Raw genomic sequence first — 18,506 nt, 5'->3', positions numbered from 1 at the left:
ATGAAACAGAAATCCCCTTCCATTGGTATCGTTGTCTGCGCCAGAGAACGCGGACGCGTCTTTGTAAGTCTCCCCTATATTCAGGCGATTGCAGATCACGGTGGTCTCCCTTTTCTGATTCCCTTCTTCGAAGATGCAGACGTCTCTTTTTTCCATGCGTGCTGGAAACGCTGCGATGGTTTTCTTTTCTGCGGAGGCGAGGACGTCACCCCCCTGTTGTTCGATCAGATGCCTTCCCGCCATCTTGGCGCTACGGACTATGAATTCGACCGCTTTCAGCTCGATTTTGCGTCTTTTCTATTCCATCATTCTGACAAACCCGTACTTGGGATCTGCAAGGGGATGCAGATATTAAATCTTGCCTGCCACGGCACGATCTATCAGGATCTGTCCGAAAATCCGAGCTTCTTTAACCATAATCCCAATGCCATGTTTCGGCATGATCCGGTTCACCTGATCCAGAGCGAAGAGCAGACTCTCCTCTCCCACCTCATCGGTAAACAGGCAAAAGTCAACAGCTTTCACCATCAGGCTGTCAAGGAACCCGGATCCGGTCTTCGCGTCTGTGCTGTATCTCCGGACGGAGTGATCGAAGCCATTGAAGACGAATCGCACCCGTTTCTCCTTGGCGTCCAGTGGCACCCGGAATGTATGTACCTTTCCTCCCGGAAAATGAGCCGAATCTTTTCCTCTTTCCTTGAAGCATGCTGATGAATCCTGGCTAATTCTCATCAAGCGACCTTCTATGACAGCGGATCCTATTTTATATGAATCTTTGCTGTTATTCAAACGGATACCGGACGCCCCATCTCTTTCGTAAGCCGTCCATGAGCCGCATCATATACAGGGTTTCGCTGTGAGGCATCTGCGGAGATTCCATTTTGCCGTCCCGGATTGCCTCCATAGCCGCCCGGACTTCATACTCAAATCCCGTGATTTGGGCCGGAACTTTCTCTTCCCTAAGCAGTTTCCGGTCGTTGTCAAAGATCTGGATATGACTGACATTATTGATATTCCATGCAATCAAATATCCCTTGTCTCCATACACGATTCCCGCCTGCTCCGTACCTCCAAGCATACTACTGTGCATCGTTGCCATACATCCGTCTTCAAAGACAAAAGTCACTGTATTCTGAGCATCTACCCCGGTTTCCAGTTTCACGCAGGACGTATCTATGGAGGTGATCTTCGAACTCGTAATCATTCGAATAAACGTCAGCGGGTAAATACCTACATCCAGAAGCGCGCCACCTGCCAGAGCCGGATTCCGCAATCTTTCCACCATGCGGATGTCGTATCCCAGATTTGCGGTAATCATATGTACCTGTCCGATCTCCCCGGAGGAAACCACCTCATCAATCATCTTCCTTGATGGAAGAAACCGCGTCCACATGGCCTCCCCGACAAACAGCTTTTTCTCCTCAGAGATACTCAAAATCTCTTCCGCCTGCTCTGCATTGGCGGTGAACGCTTTCTCACAGAGAACCGGTTTTCCATAGCAAAGCGCCAGCTTCATACACTCATAATGGTGGGAATGGGGAGTCGCCACATAGACAAGCTCTACCTCCGGATCCTGTAACATCTCTTCATAAGATCCATATGCCTTTTCCACCTGGTGTTCCTTTGCAAAGGTCTCTGCCTTTTCTAACGACCGGGACGCTACCGCATACGCCGTAGCGTCCTCCATTTGATTCAGTGTCCTTGCCATAGTAACGGCGATCCCGCCTGCTCCAATAATTCCTACTTTCACTGTATCTGCCTCCTATCGTGTTATTTTTATATGATTACAAGCTCTTTCTCCCCGGAAATCCAGCGATCTACCATTCGGCGATCATACGAGGTAACTGTATCCGGGATCTCGCTTTTTGCAAAAAAGCGATGTTCCCACGTCTCATTCGTCTCTTGCAGCAGCTCTCCCATAAACTGGGTAGTATAGAATACAATCCCCGTATAGCAGCAAACGTCCCCATTGGGATAAGTAAGAATCTGATCCGGTCCGGAATAAATTCCAACCAGCTTCAGTTCCCCTACAAGAAGTCCCGTTTCCTCTCTTACCTCTCTTCTGGCAGCCTCCTCAAACGTTTCTCCCGGTTCCATTGCCCCTCCGGGAAGCCCCCAAAGTCCATTATCCTTCCGGCGCTGTAAGAGTAATTCTCCATTCGGATTTTCGATCAGCACTCCACATGCTGTCATCACAAGCGGTGCGTGCCCGATCATCTTCCGCATTGTTCTGATATAATCTTTTTGAAATTCTTCTGGTATGTTTTTCACAGTAAGTCTCCTTTCACTCTACTTTTATTGTACCAGATTTTCCTCTTAAGACAAGCTGCCGGTAAGATTCTCTTCTCTTTTTCTGATGACAAAAAGGCAGACTTCCTGTACAATAGGAAAAGACTGTAGAACAAGGAGTTTTATTGTATGAGTATTTTAACTGTAGAACATCTGACACACGGTTTTGGTGACCGTGCGCTCTTTTCGGACGTTTCTTTCCGCCTTCTCCGGGGCGAGCACATCGGGCTTGTCGGAGCAAACGGTGAGGGAAAGTCCACCTTTTTTAATATGATTACCGGCCATTTGACACCGGATGAGGGTAAGATTGAGTGGGCAAAACACGTCCGTGCCGGCTACCTCGATCAGCATACCGTTCTGAAAAAAGGGATGACCATCCGGGACGTGCTGAAATCCGCTTTTTCCTGGCTCTTTGATCTGGAAGAACAGATGAACCAAATCTGTGATCGTCTTGGAAGCGTATCTGAGGAAGAGATGACTTCCATGATGGAAGAGCTTGGGACGATCCAGGACATGCTGACCATGCACGATTTCTACACCATCGACAGCAAAGTGGAGGAAGTCGCAAGAGCACTTGGTCTTCTGGATATCGGCCTGGAGCGGGACGTAACAGATTTAAGCGGAGGCCAGCGGACCAAGATTCTGCTTGGAAAGCTTCTGCTGGAGAAACCGGACATCCTTTTGCTGGACGAGCCGACCAACTACCTGGATGAGGAGCATATTTCCTGGCTGAAGCGCTATCTCCAGGAATACGAAAGTGCCTTTATTCTGATTTCCCATGACATTCCGTTTTTAAACGATGTTGTCAACATCATCTACCATATGGAAAATCAGGAACTGAACCGGTATGTGGGAAACTATAGTCACTTCGAGGAAGTGTACGCGGTTAAAAAAGCGCAGCTTGAGGCGGCCTACCGTCGTCAACAACAGGAAATCAATGAACTCAAAGACTTCGTGGCCCGCAATAAGGCGCGTGTCTCCACACGAAACATGGCGATGTCCCGCCAAAAAAAGTTGGACAAGATGGAGAAGATTGAGCTGGGAACAGAGCGGCCAAAACCGGAATTTCATTTCCGTTACGGAAGGACTCCGGGGCGTATCCTCTTTGAGACAAGGGATCTGGTGATCGGGTACACCGAGCCTCTCTCCAAAGCACTGTCCATTTCCATGGACCGTGGACAGAAAATTGCATTGACCGGGGCAAACGGAATCGGAAAGACGACACTTTTAAAGAGTATTTTAGGATTGATCCCGTCGCTTAGCGGGTCATGTGAACTGGGTGAAAATCTTCAGATCGGCTATTTTGAACAGGAAGTAAAGGGTGAAAATTCTGCTACCTGTATTGATGAAATCTGGGCCGAATTCCCATCCTTTACCCAATATGAGGTACGGTCCGCTCTCGCCAAATGCGGATTGACAACCAAACATATCGAAAGCCAGATCCGGGTATTAAGCGGAGGGGAGCAGGCTAAAGTCCGTCTGTGCAAACTCGTAAACCGTGATACCAATCTTCTGCTTCTGGATGAGCCGACCAACCATCTGGATACGGACGCAAAAGATTCCTTGAAAAAAGCGCTCCTGGAATACCGGGGAAGTCTTCTTCTGATCTGCCACGAACCGGAGTTTTACCGGGACGTTGTATCGGAAGTCTGGGACTGTACCAAATGGACGACGAAAATCATATAAAAAGACATAAAATCTCCCCGCAGGACTCCGGATCAAACGACCAGTTTGATGTTCCCTGCGGGGAGAATCTTTCAGGATTTTCCGATTCGCCCGGGCTATTCCCGATTTACAATCCGCAAAATGTGGATTGCAAGAAATCCGATCTCTTCGATCCTGACTTCCTTTTTCAGTTCTTGTTCTATCCAGGCACAGATTTTCTCTGCCGCCGCAAATTCTTTCGGATATTTTACCTGAACAAAATCATTCAAATCCGCCTTTACCTGCTCACCTTTTCTCGTCCGCACAAGCATATAGTAGATGTGGCTCATCATCCGGTTATACCCTAAAGAATCCTGCTCCAGATCAATCTGGAAATATTCTTCAATCATGCGGATCCCCTCGTTGATAAGCCTTGTATTATCCAGTGTCTCGGAGACTTTCTCATCAGATCGTGCCGAATGGATGTGCAGGGAAATAAATCCTACCTCATCGTCCGAAATCTCAGCCCCTGTCATCTCCCGGATGATTTCTCTGCCCTTAAGGGCGACTTTATATTCTTTCTCAAATAATACTTTGATATCCGGGGTGAACGGATTCGGAATCTGCATTTTCTCCTCTGCCCGTTTCGCCGCAAGGGCGATATGGTCTGCCAGTGGAAGCAGGGAATCATGGCTGACTTTCTCAAATACCCTCTCCGCTTCCTCCAGAATTCTGCCTGTGGCCTCCAGGTATACCGGCTTGATCCCATTGACGACTTTCAAGGCAGACGTCTGCTTCTTCTTTGTCACCAGCGTATAGATCTTCGCACTTTGTATCATCTTGATCTCTTCGCCCGGATGCTTGCCAAAGCCGATTCCGTTTCCAAGCAGAATGATTTCCCGCTTCTTTTCCTGATCCAGTGCCAGGATTGCATTATTATTTAACACTTTGATTATTCGATACATCTGACATAAGCTCCTTTACAATCAGCAGCTTACGATTTCCGCTATCTCCTCCTGCTCGTTTACATGGCCGGATCTTTTCATCACAACTTCTTCCTCTTCTGTCAATCCCGTGAATACCGCAATGCAGGCTTCGGATTTCGCATGCTCTTTTATATATTGTATATCAAAAGCCATCAGTTTGTCTCCCTTTTTCACAAAATCCCCGTCTTTTACAAACATTTCAAAGCCTTTTCCTTCCAGCTTCACTGTATCCACCCCGATATGAAGCAGATACTCTACTCCGTCAACCGTTGTCAGACCAATCGCATGATTCGTCGGGAATACAAATGTTACATTGCTGTCCTCCGGAGCATAGACCACACCTTCCACCGGCATCACCATATATCCGTCTCCCATCATCTTGCCGGCAAACGCCTCATCCGGCGTATCAGCAATCGGATGCACCTCTCCGGTAAATGGAGAACATAATACTTTTTTCGTTGTCTTTGCTTCTGTATTTTGGGGCGTTGTTTCCCGCACCTCTTTTTCCTCTACGTTTTCTTCATCCGGCGCAAGATACTCTTCATCCGGCGCGTTTACAAGATAGTCTTCCAGATTAGATTTGACTACCGTTACGGACGGGCCATAAATTATCTGAATCCCCTGTCCCTTCTTTACAATTCCGGACGGACCCGTTTGTTTTAGAATTTGGTCGTTCACCAGCTCCGGTTTCACAACAGTACACCGCAGTCTTGTAGCGCAGCAGTCCACATCGGAAATATTTTTCTTTCCGCCAAGTCCCTGCGTGATCAGAATACTTCTCTCATCGCCTGCCGGATCCCCGCTTTTTGTCTGCTCTCCCTGTCTTGCCTTATAATCGGCCTTTGTATAGAGTTTTGTCTCGCCGTCTCCATCTTCCCGTCCCGGAGTTTTGAACTGAAACTTCTGAATCAGGAAACGGAATATTACATAGTACAGGATAAAATAAATAACACCTGCCGGAATAATGAGCATCCAGTTCGTCTTCGCATTACCCTGCAGAATTCCAAAAATAAACAGATCGATCAATCCACCGGAAAATGTCAGTCCCACGGCAATATTTAACATGTGTGCGATCATGTACGCCGAGCCTGCCAGCACGACCTGGACGCCAAACAGCAATGGCGCTACAAACAGGAACGAAAATTCCAAAGGTTCTGTAATTCCTGTCAGCATACAGGTCAGTGCCGCGGAGAGCAGAAGCCCGCCCGCCTGTTTTTTCTTTTCCGGTTTCGCACAGTGATACATGGCAAGAGCCGCCCCCGGAAGTCCGAAAATCATAAAAATAAATTCACCCGAGAAATATCTCGTTGCGTCCGCACTGAAATGTACGGTGCTTGGATCTGCCAGTTGGGCAAAGAAAATATTCTGTCCTCCCTGTACAAGCTGTCCTGCTACTTCCATTGTTCCGCCCACAGCAGTCTGCCAGAACGGAAGATAAAATACATGATGCAGGCCAAATGGAATCAGAGCACGCTTGATAATACCGAAGATCAATGTTCCGAAATATCCGGTTCCCGTCACCAGTCCTCCCAGTGCGTAAATTCCATTCTGCACAAACGGCCATACAAAAAACAGAAGAATTCCGACTCCAACATATACCAGAGTGGAAATAATCGGTACAAACCGGGAGCCACCGAAGAAGGACAGCGCATTCGGCAGCGTGATTTTGTAATACTTATTGTGAAGCGCCGCCACGCCAAGTCCGACGATAATCCCGCCGAACACACCCATCTGCAATGTCTGGATACCAAGTACACTTGCGACCGTACCACTTAACACATCTTCAGAGATGGTTCCGTCTGCCAGCACGGTTCCGTCGATCTGGAGCAGTGCATTGATCGTAACATTCATTACAAGAAATGCAATCATTGCGGAAAGCGCCGCAACTTCTTTCTCTTTTTTTGCCATACCGATTGCGACTCCTACAGCAAAAATGATCGGCAGATTATCAAAAATCGCATTCCCCGCCTTCGTCATAATGGTAAATAGCGCATTTAAAATCGTTCCTTCTCCCAGGATGCCCGTCAGATTGTAGGTCTCGATCGTCGTTGCGTTTGTCAGCGAACTTCCGATTCCAAGCAAAAGGCCCGCAACCGGGAGAATCGCGATCGGGAGCATAAAGCTTCGCCCGATTCTCTGAAGCACACCAAAAATTTTGTCTTTCATGTTGGTCTCCTTTCCCTTCCTGTGACAGCATGTTTTTCCCTGCTTTGTACCCAAACTCAGGAAACTCCCCATTCCCCCATCCCTTTTCTGAGAACAAAAAAGCATGAACTGTCCTTTTTACACTTCGTCTTCTAAACGAAATACAAAGGATAGTTCATGCCTGAAATTCAGTAACACGCTATCTTATTTTCTTTACTGTTGCCAGTATAACGTACACCTGTAGTTCTGTCAATCTTTTTTTAATTTTTCTTTAATTCTATAACCGTATTTGCAATTCTACGTTTTTACCGGGTACTGCCTAATGCTTAACAAGCTTTCGCCCTGAATGGCATCAGCGCCTGCATAAAATATTCTAAATAAAATGGTAGCTCGATGATTATTAGACAGAGACATTTTATTTTCTATTCCCTTTTCTTACTGCTCACGGATGTGTTCCAGCAGCGTTTCCATCAACTGAATCGTATCCTCGACCTCCTCACCAAGTGTCTGCAATTTCGTCTGTACAAGGTAATCTGTAACTGGGTTATCAAAAGCAAAATCCGCAAATGTCAGGAAACTGCTTACTTCCATCTTGAGCTCCGCCGGGATCTCCACGCCTCGCAGAGTCTTCTGAAAATCCGTCAGTTTCATTCTGGACTGCTCAATCAGTCCCTCCACTTCGTTGATTTTGGAATGTTTCACATAAGAACTGATCAGATTTCCACCAAAGATGTCCAGAATTCCCCATTTCTTCGCACTATTTAACTTTGCTCTTACTGCGTATAGACTCGCAAGTGCCTGCTCTCCTGACTCCTCTGCACACCTTAAATCCTCTTTTAAACGAACTTCTCCCATATCGTTTTCCTCTCCTACATTTAATCTGCTGGCTTCTGCCATGAAAAATGCCCATATGAAATAATCATCGGAAGCGCTGAAAGATACCTTTCGAAATTGTAAACAGTCCCCAATACAAAAAAAGACTTCTATCATGACATCTGTCACAATAAAAGTCTTGCTATCTCATTTGCTACGGGTACCTCTCGGTACCGGCTGACGATTACAAATCGACCTTCCGAAGAAGGCTTAAGCTACTCCCTTTCCATTGCTTGGAACGACTATAACACATTTGCATTTACTTGTCAATCCGGTTTTCTGCTTTCTTCCCGCATCGTACCTGATTTCTTTGTCTTCTTCCGCTTCGACTATCCGCCTCCACCTCATCTGTATATTCCTTTAGGACTGGCAGTTTGCGGCATCAATCGCCAGTACCAGCATCAGAGCCATCATTTCATCTGCAGAATTAGCAATATCTATCACATAAGTGTCTCCCCAGTGGAAAATCTCTTTCGATATATGCATGACCGGAACCCCGCCAGCATAAGCATCGTACTCCCATCCCATCATATTGCCCTCTACTTCCCATCCATTGTAATCCACTATGTATTTGGGCCGTAAGAATGTTATTTTTCTGGAAACTTTTCCGTAAAACTGACCACCTACATAAACCTCAAAGGTCGGGAGCAGGTGAAGCAGCTTTTCCTGAATCAGACCGATCTCGTTCTGAGAACTATCAAACACTCTCAATCTGTGTCCGATAGAGAAAAAATCTCCCTTTACAAAGTAACGGACATTCCCATCCTCATCGTAAATATCATAGGTATCCGTCCATGAAAATACCCTCTGTTTGATTAACAATTTCATACTTTTTCTCCTTTACTTTTTTCTTTTGCACATAACATAGTTTCTCAGAGTGACTCCACTCCGCTTTACTTCCTGTTCCCGTATCACCTCGTACCCCCTTGATTCAAAAAACGGTCGCGCTGTGATGGAAGCGTAAGTTTCGAACCGATTCACTCCAGATTGTCTTTCCAGTTCATTGCAGATCGCCGTGGCGATATGTCGTCCCTGGAAGTCCCGGTGGACATACAGCCGATCCAGATACCCGGTTTTGTCCATATCCCCAAATCCCACAATCTGTCCGCCTAGTTCTGCCACCACCGTCCGGTGACGTAAAAAAGACGCGTTCCATGCTTTCAAATCTCTCTTTTTGGGCGCCCAGACATCAAGCTGAATCTTGGTATAATCAGCCACATTGACAGTATGTACAGTCTGGTAGAAAAGCTTTGCCAGTACCGGGCCATCCTCCTTGCGATACTCTCGAATCCTGAGACTATCACCTTCCTTTTCTCCTCCTATAAGCATCTCTTACTCCTCCTGATGGATATACATCCTTGACATCTTCTCTTCTCCGTCACCTTGAGCCATACAATAGAATTTCCATCCATAACGCTCATAGAATGTATCGTGATCTGTGATGAGATAAAGAGTGGAGATACCCCGTGCTTTCATATCCCCACATACATAAGCCAGCATGTTTCCGGCAATTCCCCGGCGCCTGTATGGCTCTTCTACATACACGGCACAGACGTTAGGCGCCAGATCTTTCCGATCGTGAAAATCATTTTCAATCACACCAAGCCCACCGATGATCTCCTTTCCCCTGATTGTCAGATACCACTGGGGAACTGCCGCTTCCCCCGTAAGGCTTTTCTCCATACTTTTCTCATATTCCTCCAGAGGTACCTTCCACTTTTGATGAAACCAGTCTGCCGCCTCCTGTTTTCTCTCTGGGGATTCTCTCAGATTGATGATCCGAAATCCATTTATCATAACACTTTGCTCTCCTTTTTATCTTCGCTGTTATATTCAACTTCTACTGCTTAAAATTATAGAAAAAATGCTCTTGATCTTCCGGTAAAATCAAGGATCGCTTACTGTCTGCTTCCGTAATTGGACGAATCGGTCTGCACGGATTTCCAAATGCCAAGTAATGTGCCGGGATATCTTTCGTCACTACACTTCCCGCACCGATCACAGCCCCATCCCCTATATGGACTCCGCCAAGAACAACCGTGTTGCATGCAATCCACACTTGATTCCCAATCACGATCTCCGGAGCATATTCTGCCATTGTAGTTTTCCCTTCCTGATTCAGTCCCATCCTTTCCTGGGAAATCAATGGATGAGAGGTCGCCATCAAAGAAACATTTGGTCCAAAGCAAACATGATCTCCAATTATAATTTTCCCGTCATCCATCACTGTTAAATTAAAATTGGCAAAAAAATTTTCTCCAATAAAAGTATGCGAACCGTAATTAAACTGAACAGGACCCTGAAAATAAAACACCTGTCCTACCTTTCCCAGCATACCCCTGAGAATCTCCTCCCGCCGCGGGTCATATTCATCCAAAACATTATACTGCCGACATGCTTCATGCGCTTTATGCTTGATTTCTCTTAGCTCCTGTTTTCTCGGATCAAACATATAACCTGCAAAAATTTTTTCTTCCTCTTTCATAAGCCTCTCCTCTTTTCTACTTACTATCCATTTACATCTGTTTCCTCACAATTCGGTACTCGTCTCCATTATGGTAATACGGACAAGAGTAATGAGGCTCTAGCTGAAGTCTCATATAATCATCTTCGTCCATGGCAACGTCACAGATATATTCGCCATATTCCTCGTCAAAAATATAATAAGCACAACTATTGCAGCTTTGCGTCGATCCTTTCCGCATGATTTTACTCCCTTCTCCCTATCTTATTATCATCAGTGTATCATATACCGTATTCCAAGAAAAGTATTTGATTTCCCCTGAAAATGGTGTAAAATGAAAAAAACCGGATAAAAGGAGAATCTTATGGAAATCAAAGAATTTTTTCGATCGAAGGACCGGACACACTGGCTTGCAATGATTCAAACATGCGACTGGCCCGCCGGACAATTTCTGTATGAACTGCTGACCACGAACCAGATACATAAATTTTGCGGAGAACATGTGAGACTGTTTCTTTTGACAGATGGCACAAAACTTGCGGCATTTTGTACCTTATCGGATGTAGATGATATCAAAAAGACGGACAAGTCTCCATGGATTGGATTTGTCTATACCTATCCTGCTTACAGAGGGCGCCATTACATGAGAACGCTATTAAATTTTGCATGTGAAACTGCCCGAAATGATGGGGCTGAAGAAGTGTTCGTTGCCACCGGGGAAACCGGACTTTATGAAAAATATGGCTTTTCCTTTTACGACATGATGGAAAATGCCGTAGGTGTGCAATCTAAGGTGTATCGGAAAGAGCTGTCTTGATCCAAAAATCATTGGTCTCTCAAGCTTATCTGTTTGCCTTTGATTTTACTCTTACAAACCAAAACAAGGGCAACTTTTCATTGATAATAATTTCCTTCCTTTTTCCCGATCATCATAAGCCATCGTTGATGAAAATATATTTCTCCATCTTTTTGATAAGAATGAAAACCTGTTAATCCATTGCCTTTCATTTCATCTGTAAGCCGTTTGGATATGTCTGCGCATATCTCCGCAGGTGTATTTGTGAGATTTAGCCAAGCGGATAACGAAACAGGAAGTTCCGTGCACTCCAATGTCATAATGGACAAACAGTTCTTTCGGAACATTTCTGTAAATTCCTCCTTGCTCAATTTACGCACATGCGAGGGATCACGCAATGTTTCTATCTCATTTTCTGTATTACGCAATGCTTCTTCGGCCGCTTCCATATCAATGACAACCAGCTTACCACCTGTTTTCAAAACCCTTGCCATTTCTGAAAAACAACATTTTGGATTGGGAAAATGATGAAAAGCAAGGCGAGAGATTACAATGTCAAAGCTGTTCCTTTCTTCGGTACGAAAAATAAGGACATATCTGTTTTTTCTAATGTTAACAACTGCACTTTTTTCTCAATGCCGCCGGCATATCCTGTCAGGCTTCCGTTCGTACCGACAACACGATGACAGGGAATAATGAGAGAAATAGAATTATGTCCCACAGCACCGCCGACAGCTTGTGCAGACATTTTAGATAGCCCTCTTTGTTGTGCTATTCTTTTCGCAATTTCACCGTAAGTCATTGTCTTTCCAAATGGAATAGTCAACATCACTTCCCATACCGCTTTACGAAACGGCGTTGTCTGCATAGATAGCGGCGGCGTGAAATCGGGCGCTTTACCACTAAAATAAATATTCAGCCAACGGGCAGACTGCTCAAATATCGGCAAAGACTTTTCTTCATAGTGTTTCGGAAGTGTATCGCCAAAATATTTTTGTCCGTCAAACCAAAGGCCTGTAAGTTCTGTTCCATTACTGGAAAGTGTGATACCTCCTAAAGGTGAATCATAGTGATTTGTATAGGTCATAAGCTTATACCTCCATATATTCATCAGAGTCCGCACGGGCTTTTATTCTATCAGACATGGTATAGGTGTGGTCTATCCCTGTTTTGGATTGCTCGTAATTTTTCGTGTTCGTTCACTTTTCTTATTTCCTGTTTTGGGAGCGTAATCTTTCATTATCCGTTTTCTCCCAAATGCCCTGTAAATCAAAACCACCACTTCGTACTCTCACCGCAAAATCCATGATATACTCCGCTTTTTTGAAAGTCATTCCAAAGGTCTGTAAACGTTCAATCCCCGCAGTAAGAATGGTATCGTCATTTACTACGCCAAGATTTTCTTTCATTCTCTTCCATATTGTTGCTTGTGCCTTTGTAGAAATTTGCTGACCAATAATATGATGAATAACCGAAGAAAACAAATCGCCGTCAACCTCACGCTCGACTTTTCCGATTTTATCGATCACTTCCGCAAGGCATTTATCTTTTTGTTTTAAGTATGTAATTTCTTTTTCACCATACTGGAAAAACATACCCGCTTAACCCCCGACTTGGCTCTACTCTTATTAAACAATATAATAGTATCATAATTTAAGACAATGCAATACCAAAATATCGTCCAATACTATCATAATATATCCAAACAAGGACACAACAAAATAACACACACATAAAAACGCTACAGCAGCTCTATTCATATCGCAACACTTCGTTGCATTTCATCATTAAGATACATTTTGTTACATCCTCTGAATTTACAGCAAAAAACTGATATACTGCTAAGAAACTGGAGGTATGTTATGGCAAATGTACAGCTTGCAAAAAATTTAAAAACACTTCGCAAAAAATACAACTATACCCAGCAAGACGTAAGTACTTTTTTGAATATTACCAGACAGGCATACTCTCACTACGAGCAGGCACTTCGGGAGCCGGATCTGAATACACTGGTTCATCTCTCCCGATTTTATCAGGTCACTTTGGACGAACTTATTGCAGGCAACATTCATGCCGACCAGATCCGGGAATCTATGCCCATCTATAAATACCGTCATAGCGAAACTGTCGATCACATCCACACGCTATATCTTACGGATCAGGAAGTAAACCTGATCGAAAATTTCCGTGATGCAAGTGAAAATGACAGGCAGATGCTCCTGATCTTTCTGAACAGAAAACCATAACCATCTGCACTACCCTTGCAACCGATTACATCCTTTCGGACATATAGATTCATCACGTAAAAAACCTGACAGTTCCTTATCCTAAACCGCCAGGTTTTTCCATTTTCACCCGTCATATCTTATTTTCTTTTAAACAATCAACATCGCGTCCCCAAAGCTGAAGAATCGATACTGCTCCTTTACCGCCTCTTCATAAGCATGGAGCACATGCTCTCTTCCCGCCAGAGCGCTGACCAGCATAATCAGCGTGGATTCCGGCAGATGGAAGTTTGTCAAAAGGCAGTCCAGTACTTTGAACTGATATCCCGGATAGATGAAGATCTCTGTCCATCCGCTGCACTCCGATAGCGTCCCATCTGGCTTTGCCGCAGACTCAATGGTCCTACAGCTCGTCGTACCCACACAGATGATACGGTGTCCTCCCCGTTTGGCCCGGTTGATCTTTTCCGCCTCGGATGCCTCGATATGATAAAATTCTGAATGCATATGGTGTTCCTGAATATTTTCCACCTTGACCGGACGGAATGTACCAAGTCCCACATGGAGAGTGACATGGGCGATATCCACACCACTTTCTTTGATCTCTTTCAGAAGCTCTGGTGTAAAATGTAATCCTGCTGTCGGCGCCGCCGCAGATCCGCTGTGTTTTGCATACACGGTTTGATAACGGTTCTTATCCTCAAGCTGATGAGTAATGTACGGTGGGAGAGGCATCTGTCCAAGCTGATCCAAAATCTCCTCAAAAATCCCCTGATAAGAAAACTGAATCAGACGGTTTCCCTCTTCTACGACGTCGATCACCTCACCGATAAGAAGGCCTTCTCCAAAACTGATTTTTGTACCCGGTTTTGCCTTTTTCCCTGGCTTGACAAGAGTCTCCCAGATATCATTTTCCTTTCTCTTTAAAAGTAAAATTTCGATCTTAGCATCGGTTCCGATTTTGGATCCGATCAACCTTGCCGGAATGACTTTCGTGTCATTAATCACCAGGCAATCCCCGGGCTTTAGATATGCTTTGATATCCCGGAACATTCTATGTTCGATCTTCCCGGACTCCTTGTCAAGGACAAGGAGCCTGGAAGCGGATCGGTCTTCCAGCGGATCTTGAGCAATCAATTCTTCGGGAAGTTTAAAATAAAAATCTTCTTTTTTCATCATGGCCCGATTCCCTCTTTACTGTCTCAGCTCGATTCCCATACTTTCCAGACCGTTCAGGATTTTCTTCATAGCCTTTGTCACGTCAGCATCTTCAAGCGTTCTGTCTTTTGCACGGAATACGATGGAATATGCAACGGACTTATGTCCTTCTTTAATCTGAGCCCCTTCGTACAGGTCAAACAGATGGTAGCTTTCCAGAATGGAACCACCTCTCTGCTCAATCATTTCCTCGATTTGTCCTACCAGAATTTCCTTTGGTACAACCATACTGATATCTCTGGTCACAGCCGGGAATTTGGCGATTCCTGTGTACTTTCTGTCAAAGGTTGCACGTACTATGATCTCCGGCATATCGAGAACCGCGACATAGGCGCGTCCGCCGATTCCGTAGTTTTCCGCCACGGCCGGATGGACTTCTCCAAGATAACCTACCACGGTTCCGTCATAAAGAATGTTCGCTTGTCGTCCCGGATGGAGGAACGGCTTTCCTGCATTTGGATCGTATACTTCCTTTTTGTGCATACCGATTTTTTCAAAAAATTCTTCTACAACGCCTTTCATACTGAAGAAGTCTCCCTCTCCGTACATACCAAGGGTAAACTGCATTCTCTCTTCCGGAAGTTCTGTGAGTGGAAGAGTCTTCGGCAGATAGATATTACCAAGCTCATACAATCTGACGTCTTTATTTCGCCGATTAAAGTTTGTTGCAAGAGAAGTCAACATTCCATTTAAAGAAATCGTACGCATAATACTATAGTCTTCTCCCAGAGGATTGGAGATCTCGATTGCCTGACGTTCCGGTGCGTCCTCTGGAAGCAAAAGCTTATCAAATACTTTCGGACTTTCAAAAGAGTAGCTCATACCCTGGCTGAATCCACAGAATTCCGCAATATTTCTTGCTGCCGCCTCAATGCGCTGTTTAAACGACAGTTTTCCGATCGTCGCCTCTCCTCTTGGAAGGGTGGTCGGAATATTGTCGTATCCATAAAATCTTGCTACTTCTTCTGCCAGATCCGCAAGGCGGAAAATGTCCTGGCGGAAAGTTGGCGCTACGATCTCATTTGTTGCTTCATCGTATGCAAGCTCTACCTTCTCCAGATAAGCAATCATGTCTTCTTTGGAAATATCAGTTCCCAGAAGCTGATTGACGGCGTTTTCGTCAAACGGCACCCGTACAGGCTCCTTTACCTTGCTGTAAACATCCACAATCCCGCCTACCACTTCTCCAGCTCCCATCTCTTCTAAGAGCTGGCATGCACGGTCGATAGCTGCTTTTGCATTATTCGGGTCCAGTCCCTTTTCAAACTTTCCGGATGCGTCCGTACGCAGTCCCACACGTTTGCTGGATTTCCGGATGTTGGTTCCATCAAAACATGCCGCCTCAAACAAAACGGTGTGAACATGATCTGTAATCATGGAATTCTCCCCTCCCATGATTCCAGCGATTCCGATGGATTTTTCTCCGTCGCAGATCATCAGGACATCCCGGTCAAGCTGTCTTTCCTGTCCATCCAGTGTGGTAAATGTCTCACCGTCTTCTGCATTTCTGACAATGATCTGATGTCCCGCAATCGTATCCAGGTCATATGCGTGCATCGGCTGTCCGTATTCTTCCATCACATAATTGGTAATATCAACCAGATTATTGATCGGACGGATACCAACGGAAGCAAGTCTTCTCTGCATCCATTCCGGTGACGGGCCGATTTTGATATTTTTTGCCACTCTCGCACAATAACGCGAGCAAAGTTCCTGATTCCTTACTTCTACCTTGATATAATCGGAAGCATCCTCGTCGTTTCCAGTCTCTGGTACAATCGGAGGATAAAAACTTTTTCCAAAAGTTGCTGCCGCCTCTCTTGCGATTCCTATGACGCTGAAACAGTCTACACGGTTTGACGTCACTTCATATTCAAATACCGCATCGCGCAGTCCCAATACTTCCACTGCGTCCGCTCCCACTTCCACGTCGTCCGGGAAGATATAGATTCCGTTTTCCGGCGCTTCCGGGTACATGTCTCTTGTAGAGCCCAATTCCTCGATAGAGCACATCATGCCACAGCTCTCCACGCCTCTTAATTTCCCTTTTTTGATCTCAATACCGCCTTTTGTCAGGCTTCCGTCGTGGCCGCCTGCCACTCTTCCGCCGTCCAGAACAACCGGGACTTTCTGTCCCTCTTCTACGTTCGGGGCACCTGTCACAATCTGAATCTTTTCACTTCCGATATTAACCTGGCAGACGACGAGCTTATCCGCATCCGGATGCCGTTCGATCTTTTCGATCTGACCGACTACGATCTTATCAAGATCCGCGTCCATCTTTTCATATCCTTCTACTTTCGTTCCGGACAGCGTCATCGCATCTGTATATTCCTGCTCTGTCACATTCAAATCCGGAACATATGCTTTTATCCATGATAATGATGTATTCATGTTGTCTGTTCTCCCTTCCTCTTAGAACTGCTTTAAGAATCTGATGTCGTTTTCGTACAGCAGTCTCATGTCGTCGATTTCGTATTTCAAAAGGGCGATTCGCTCAAGCCCTACTCCAAACGCAAATCCGGTATACTCATTCGGGTCGATACCACACATTTCAAGAACGTGTGGATGTACCATCCCGCAGCCCAGGATTTCGATCCACCCAGATCCTTTACAGAAACGGCAGCCTTTGCCTCCGCACTTAAAACAGGTCACGTCCACCTCGGCGCTTGGCTCTGTGAACGGGAAATGATGCGGACGGAATTTTGTCTTTGTCTCCGGGCCGAACAGCTCTTTTGCAAACACTTCCAGCGTCCCCTTTAAGTCAGCGAAAGAAATATTTTTATCGATAACCAGTCCTTCAATCTGATGGAAAGATGGGGAGTGGGTCGCGTCCACCTCGTCAGAGCGGAACACACGCCCCGGAGAAATCATACGAATCGGAAGTTTACCCTGTTCCATGACACGGGCCTGTACCGGGGAGGTCTGGGTTCTGAGGACGATATCCTTGTTAATATAGAACGTATCCTGTTCATCCTTTGCCGGATGATCTGCCGGAATATTGAGTTTTTCAAAATTATACAGGTCGTACTCAATTTCCGGTCCCTCGATGACTTCATATCCCATTCCCACGAAGATTCTCTCCACCTCTTCCTGGGCGATCGTGTTCGGGTGACGGTGTCCGACTACATTTTTCTTAGACGGAAGGGTGACGTCGATCACTTCTGCTTTTAACTTTTCCTCCCGGATCTTCTCATCCATCTTTTTCTTCGTCTCATCCAGAATACTTTCGATCTCCTGGCGAACTTCATTGACCATCTGTCCAACCTTAGGACGCTCTTCAGCGGCAACATCCTTCATTCCTTTAAGAACGGCCGTAAGCTCTCCCTTTTTTCCTAAAAATCTGACTCTTACATCATTTAATTTTTCCGGCATATCAGCAGAATGGATCTGCTTTAACGCCTCTTCTCTGATGCTTTGAAGCTTTTCTTTCATGTTGTTCCTCCTTTAACTACCAATATCTGTTTCACAGGGACTTCTGATATATTACCTGATTTTCAGTAAAATAAAAAACTCCGCCCCAAAAAGGGACGGAGAATCAATCCGCGGTACCACCCTGATTCCTGCGTAAAAAGACAGGCTCTCTTCCTATGCGTAACGTGCACGTTGACGTCATTTCTTACTACTTGTTCGGAAATGCGGCTCCTGCGGGAAATTCAGTATATCTGTCGAATAGAAAGGAGCTTCCAGCCTCCGGCCCCTTCTCTCTGGCAATGATCAGATACCCTACTGACACATTCACAGCCTTTACTATATCTTCTTTATTTTAAACATCCCTTTCCCCTTTGTCAAGACCGGATCCGCCAAATCTCACTGTAAAAGTCAAAGTCCAGCCCAAATGTGACTTTGTGCATGACTGAACTGTT

At 45.4% G+C, this 18,506-nt stretch carries 20 protein-coding genes and 1 other annotated feature; of the genes, 4 read left to right on the top strand and 16 right to left on the bottom strand.

Annotation, left to right across the window (positions count from 1 at the left end):
• Window positions 1-711, top strand: a complete 711-nt coding sequence (locus AOA56_RS15610) for a gamma-glutamyl-gamma-aminobutyrate hydrolase family protein (RefSeq protein ID WP_082349960.1) — start codon at window positions 1-3, stop codon at window positions 709-711.
• Between the two features lie 70 nt (window positions 712-781).
• Here the strand turns inward: AOA56_RS15610 and AOA56_RS10530 are convergent, their stop codons facing one another.
• Together AOA56_RS10530 and AOA56_RS10525 are read right to left on the bottom strand one after the other, a co-directional pair.
• Window positions 782-1,750 (bottom strand): Gfo/Idh/MocA family protein, encoded by a 969-nt coding sequence (locus tag AOA56_RS10530; RefSeq protein WP_024732141.1) that lies wholly within the window; start codon window positions 1,748-1,750, stop codon window positions 782-784.
• A 26-nt stretch (window positions 1,751-1,776) separates the two neighbouring features.
• A complete protein-coding gene (locus AOA56_RS10525) occupies window positions 1,777-2,271 on the bottom strand; it encodes an NUDIX hydrolase (protein ID WP_024732140.1) in 495 nt (164 codons plus the stop codon).
• Between the two features lie 147 nt (window positions 2,272-2,418).
• Here AOA56_RS10525 and AOA56_RS10520 point away from each other — a divergent pair, with 147 nt between their 5' ends.
• A complete protein-coding gene (locus tag AOA56_RS10520) occupies window positions 2,419-3,975 on the top strand; it encodes an ABC-F family ATP-binding cassette domain-containing protein (protein WP_024732139.1) in 1,557 nt (518 codons plus the stop codon).
• 95 nt (window positions 3,976-4,070) lie between these two features.
• Here AOA56_RS10520 and AOA56_RS10515 read toward each other — a convergent pair whose 3' ends face one another.
• From AOA56_RS10515 to AOA56_RS10480, 8 genes are all read right to left on the bottom strand, one after another.
• A complete protein-coding gene (locus tag AOA56_RS10515) occupies window positions 4,071-4,898 on the bottom strand; it encodes a PRD domain-containing protein (protein ID WP_024732138.1) in 828 nt (275 codons plus the stop codon).
• Window positions 4,899-4,919: 21 nt separating this feature from the next.
• A complete protein-coding gene (locus AOA56_RS10510; RefSeq protein WP_082349968.1) occupies window positions 4,920-7,085 on the bottom strand; it encodes a PTS sugar transporter subunit IIABC in 2,166 nt (721 codons plus the stop codon).
• 414 nt (window positions 7,086-7,499) lie between these two features.
• Entirely contained in the window at window positions 7,500-7,961 is a 462-nt protein-coding gene (locus tag AOA56_RS10505; protein ID WP_147323648.1) for a hypothetical protein, read from the bottom strand.
• A 336-nt stretch (window positions 7,962-8,297) separates the two neighbouring features.
• On the bottom strand, window positions 8,298-8,765 hold the full coding sequence (locus AOA56_RS10500) for an LURP-one-related/scramblase family protein (protein WP_024732135.1): 468 nt from the start codon (window positions 8,763-8,765) through the stop codon (window positions 8,298-8,300).
• A gap of 12 nt (window positions 8,766-8,777) precedes the next feature.
• Complete coding sequence (locus tag AOA56_RS10495) at window positions 8,778-9,266, bottom strand: GNAT family N-acetyltransferase (RefSeq protein ID WP_053769627.1); 489 nt, start codon at window positions 9,264-9,266, stop codon at window positions 8,778-8,780.
• 3 nt (window positions 9,267-9,269) lie between these two features.
• Window positions 9,270-9,734 carry a GNAT family N-acetyltransferase gene (locus AOA56_RS10490; protein WP_053769626.1) on the bottom strand — a complete coding sequence of 155 codons (465 nt, stop codon included), beginning with the start codon at window positions 9,732-9,734 and terminating at the stop codon, window positions 9,270-9,272.
• Between the two features lie 43 nt (window positions 9,735-9,777).
• A complete protein-coding gene (locus tag AOA56_RS10485; protein ID WP_024732133.1) occupies window positions 9,778-10,422 on the bottom strand; it encodes a sugar O-acetyltransferase in 645 nt (214 codons plus the stop codon).
• 31 nt (window positions 10,423-10,453) lie between these two features.
• Entirely contained in the window at window positions 10,454-10,642 is a 189-nt protein-coding gene (locus AOA56_RS10480; RefSeq protein ID WP_024732132.1) for a DUF6472 family protein, read from the bottom strand.
• A gap of 123 nt (window positions 10,643-10,765) precedes the next feature.
• Here AOA56_RS10480 and AOA56_RS10475 point away from each other — a divergent pair, with 123 nt between their 5' ends.
• Window positions 10,766-11,218, top strand: coding sequence for a GNAT family N-acetyltransferase (locus tag AOA56_RS10475; protein ID WP_024732131.1), 453 nt, complete (start codon window positions 10,766-10,768; stop codon window positions 11,216-11,218).
• 77 nt (window positions 11,219-11,295) lie between these two features.
• Here the strand turns inward: AOA56_RS10475 and AOA56_RS10470 are convergent, their stop codons facing one another.
• The 3 genes from AOA56_RS10470 to AOA56_RS10460 form a co-directional block, all read right to left on the bottom strand.
• Window positions 11,296-11,745, bottom strand: a complete 450-nt coding sequence (locus AOA56_RS10470) for a methyltransferase domain-containing protein (RefSeq protein ID WP_238117722.1) — start codon at window positions 11,743-11,745, stop codon at window positions 11,296-11,298.
• A complete protein-coding gene (locus AOA56_RS10465) occupies window positions 11,745-12,284 on the bottom strand; it encodes a methylated-DNA--[protein]-cysteine S-methyltransferase (protein WP_024732129.1) in 540 nt (179 codons plus the stop codon). The genes AOA56_RS10470 and AOA56_RS10465 overlap by 1 nt, the downstream gene beginning before the upstream one ends.
• Before the next feature lie 121 nt (window positions 12,285-12,405).
• Window positions 12,406-12,792 (bottom strand): DNA glycosylase family protein, encoded by a 387-nt coding sequence (locus AOA56_RS10460; RefSeq protein ID WP_024732128.1) that lies wholly within the window; start codon window positions 12,790-12,792, stop codon window positions 12,406-12,408.
• Window positions 12,793-13,059: 267 nt separating this feature from the next.
• Between AOA56_RS10460 and AOA56_RS10455 the strand changes: the two genes are divergently transcribed.
• Entirely contained in the window at window positions 13,060-13,443 is a 384-nt protein-coding gene (locus AOA56_RS10455) for a helix-turn-helix domain-containing protein (RefSeq protein WP_024732127.1), read from the top strand.
• A gap of 129 nt (window positions 13,444-13,572) precedes the next feature.
• Here the strand turns inward: AOA56_RS10455 and queA are convergent, their stop codons facing one another.
• The 3 genes from queA to pheS are packed head-to-tail and all read right to left on the bottom strand — an operon-like array spanning window position 13,573 to window position 18,075.
• Complete coding sequence (queA, locus tag AOA56_RS10450; protein ID WP_024732126.1) at window positions 13,573-14,598, bottom strand: tRNA preQ1(34) S-adenosylmethionine ribosyltransferase-isomerase QueA; 1,026 nt, start codon at window positions 14,596-14,598, stop codon at window positions 13,573-13,575.
• An 18-nt stretch (window positions 14,599-14,616) separates the two neighbouring features.
• A complete protein-coding gene (gene pheT / locus AOA56_RS10445) occupies window positions 14,617-17,034 on the bottom strand; it encodes a phenylalanine--tRNA ligase subunit beta (RefSeq protein ID WP_024732125.1) in 2,418 nt (805 codons plus the stop codon).
• A 21-nt stretch (window positions 17,035-17,055) separates the two neighbouring features.
• Complete coding sequence (gene pheS, locus AOA56_RS10440; RefSeq protein WP_024732124.1) at window positions 17,056-18,075, bottom strand: phenylalanine--tRNA ligase subunit alpha; 1,020 nt, start codon at window positions 18,073-18,075, stop codon at window positions 17,056-17,058.
• Window positions 18,076-18,163: 88 nt separating this feature from the next.
• Window positions 18,164-18,391: a binding site (T-box leader), on the bottom strand.
• Window positions 18,392-18,506: the final 115 nt, after the last annotated feature.

Origin of the sequence: Sellimonas intestinalis (assembly GCF_001280875.1) — a bacterium.
Taxonomy (GTDB): domain Bacteria; phylum Bacillota; class Clostridia; order Lachnospirales; family Lachnospiraceae; genus Sellimonas; species Sellimonas intestinalis.
The sequence above is the reverse complement of the archived record's forward strand: the minus strand, read 5'-3'. Positions and strand labels throughout refer to the sequence as shown.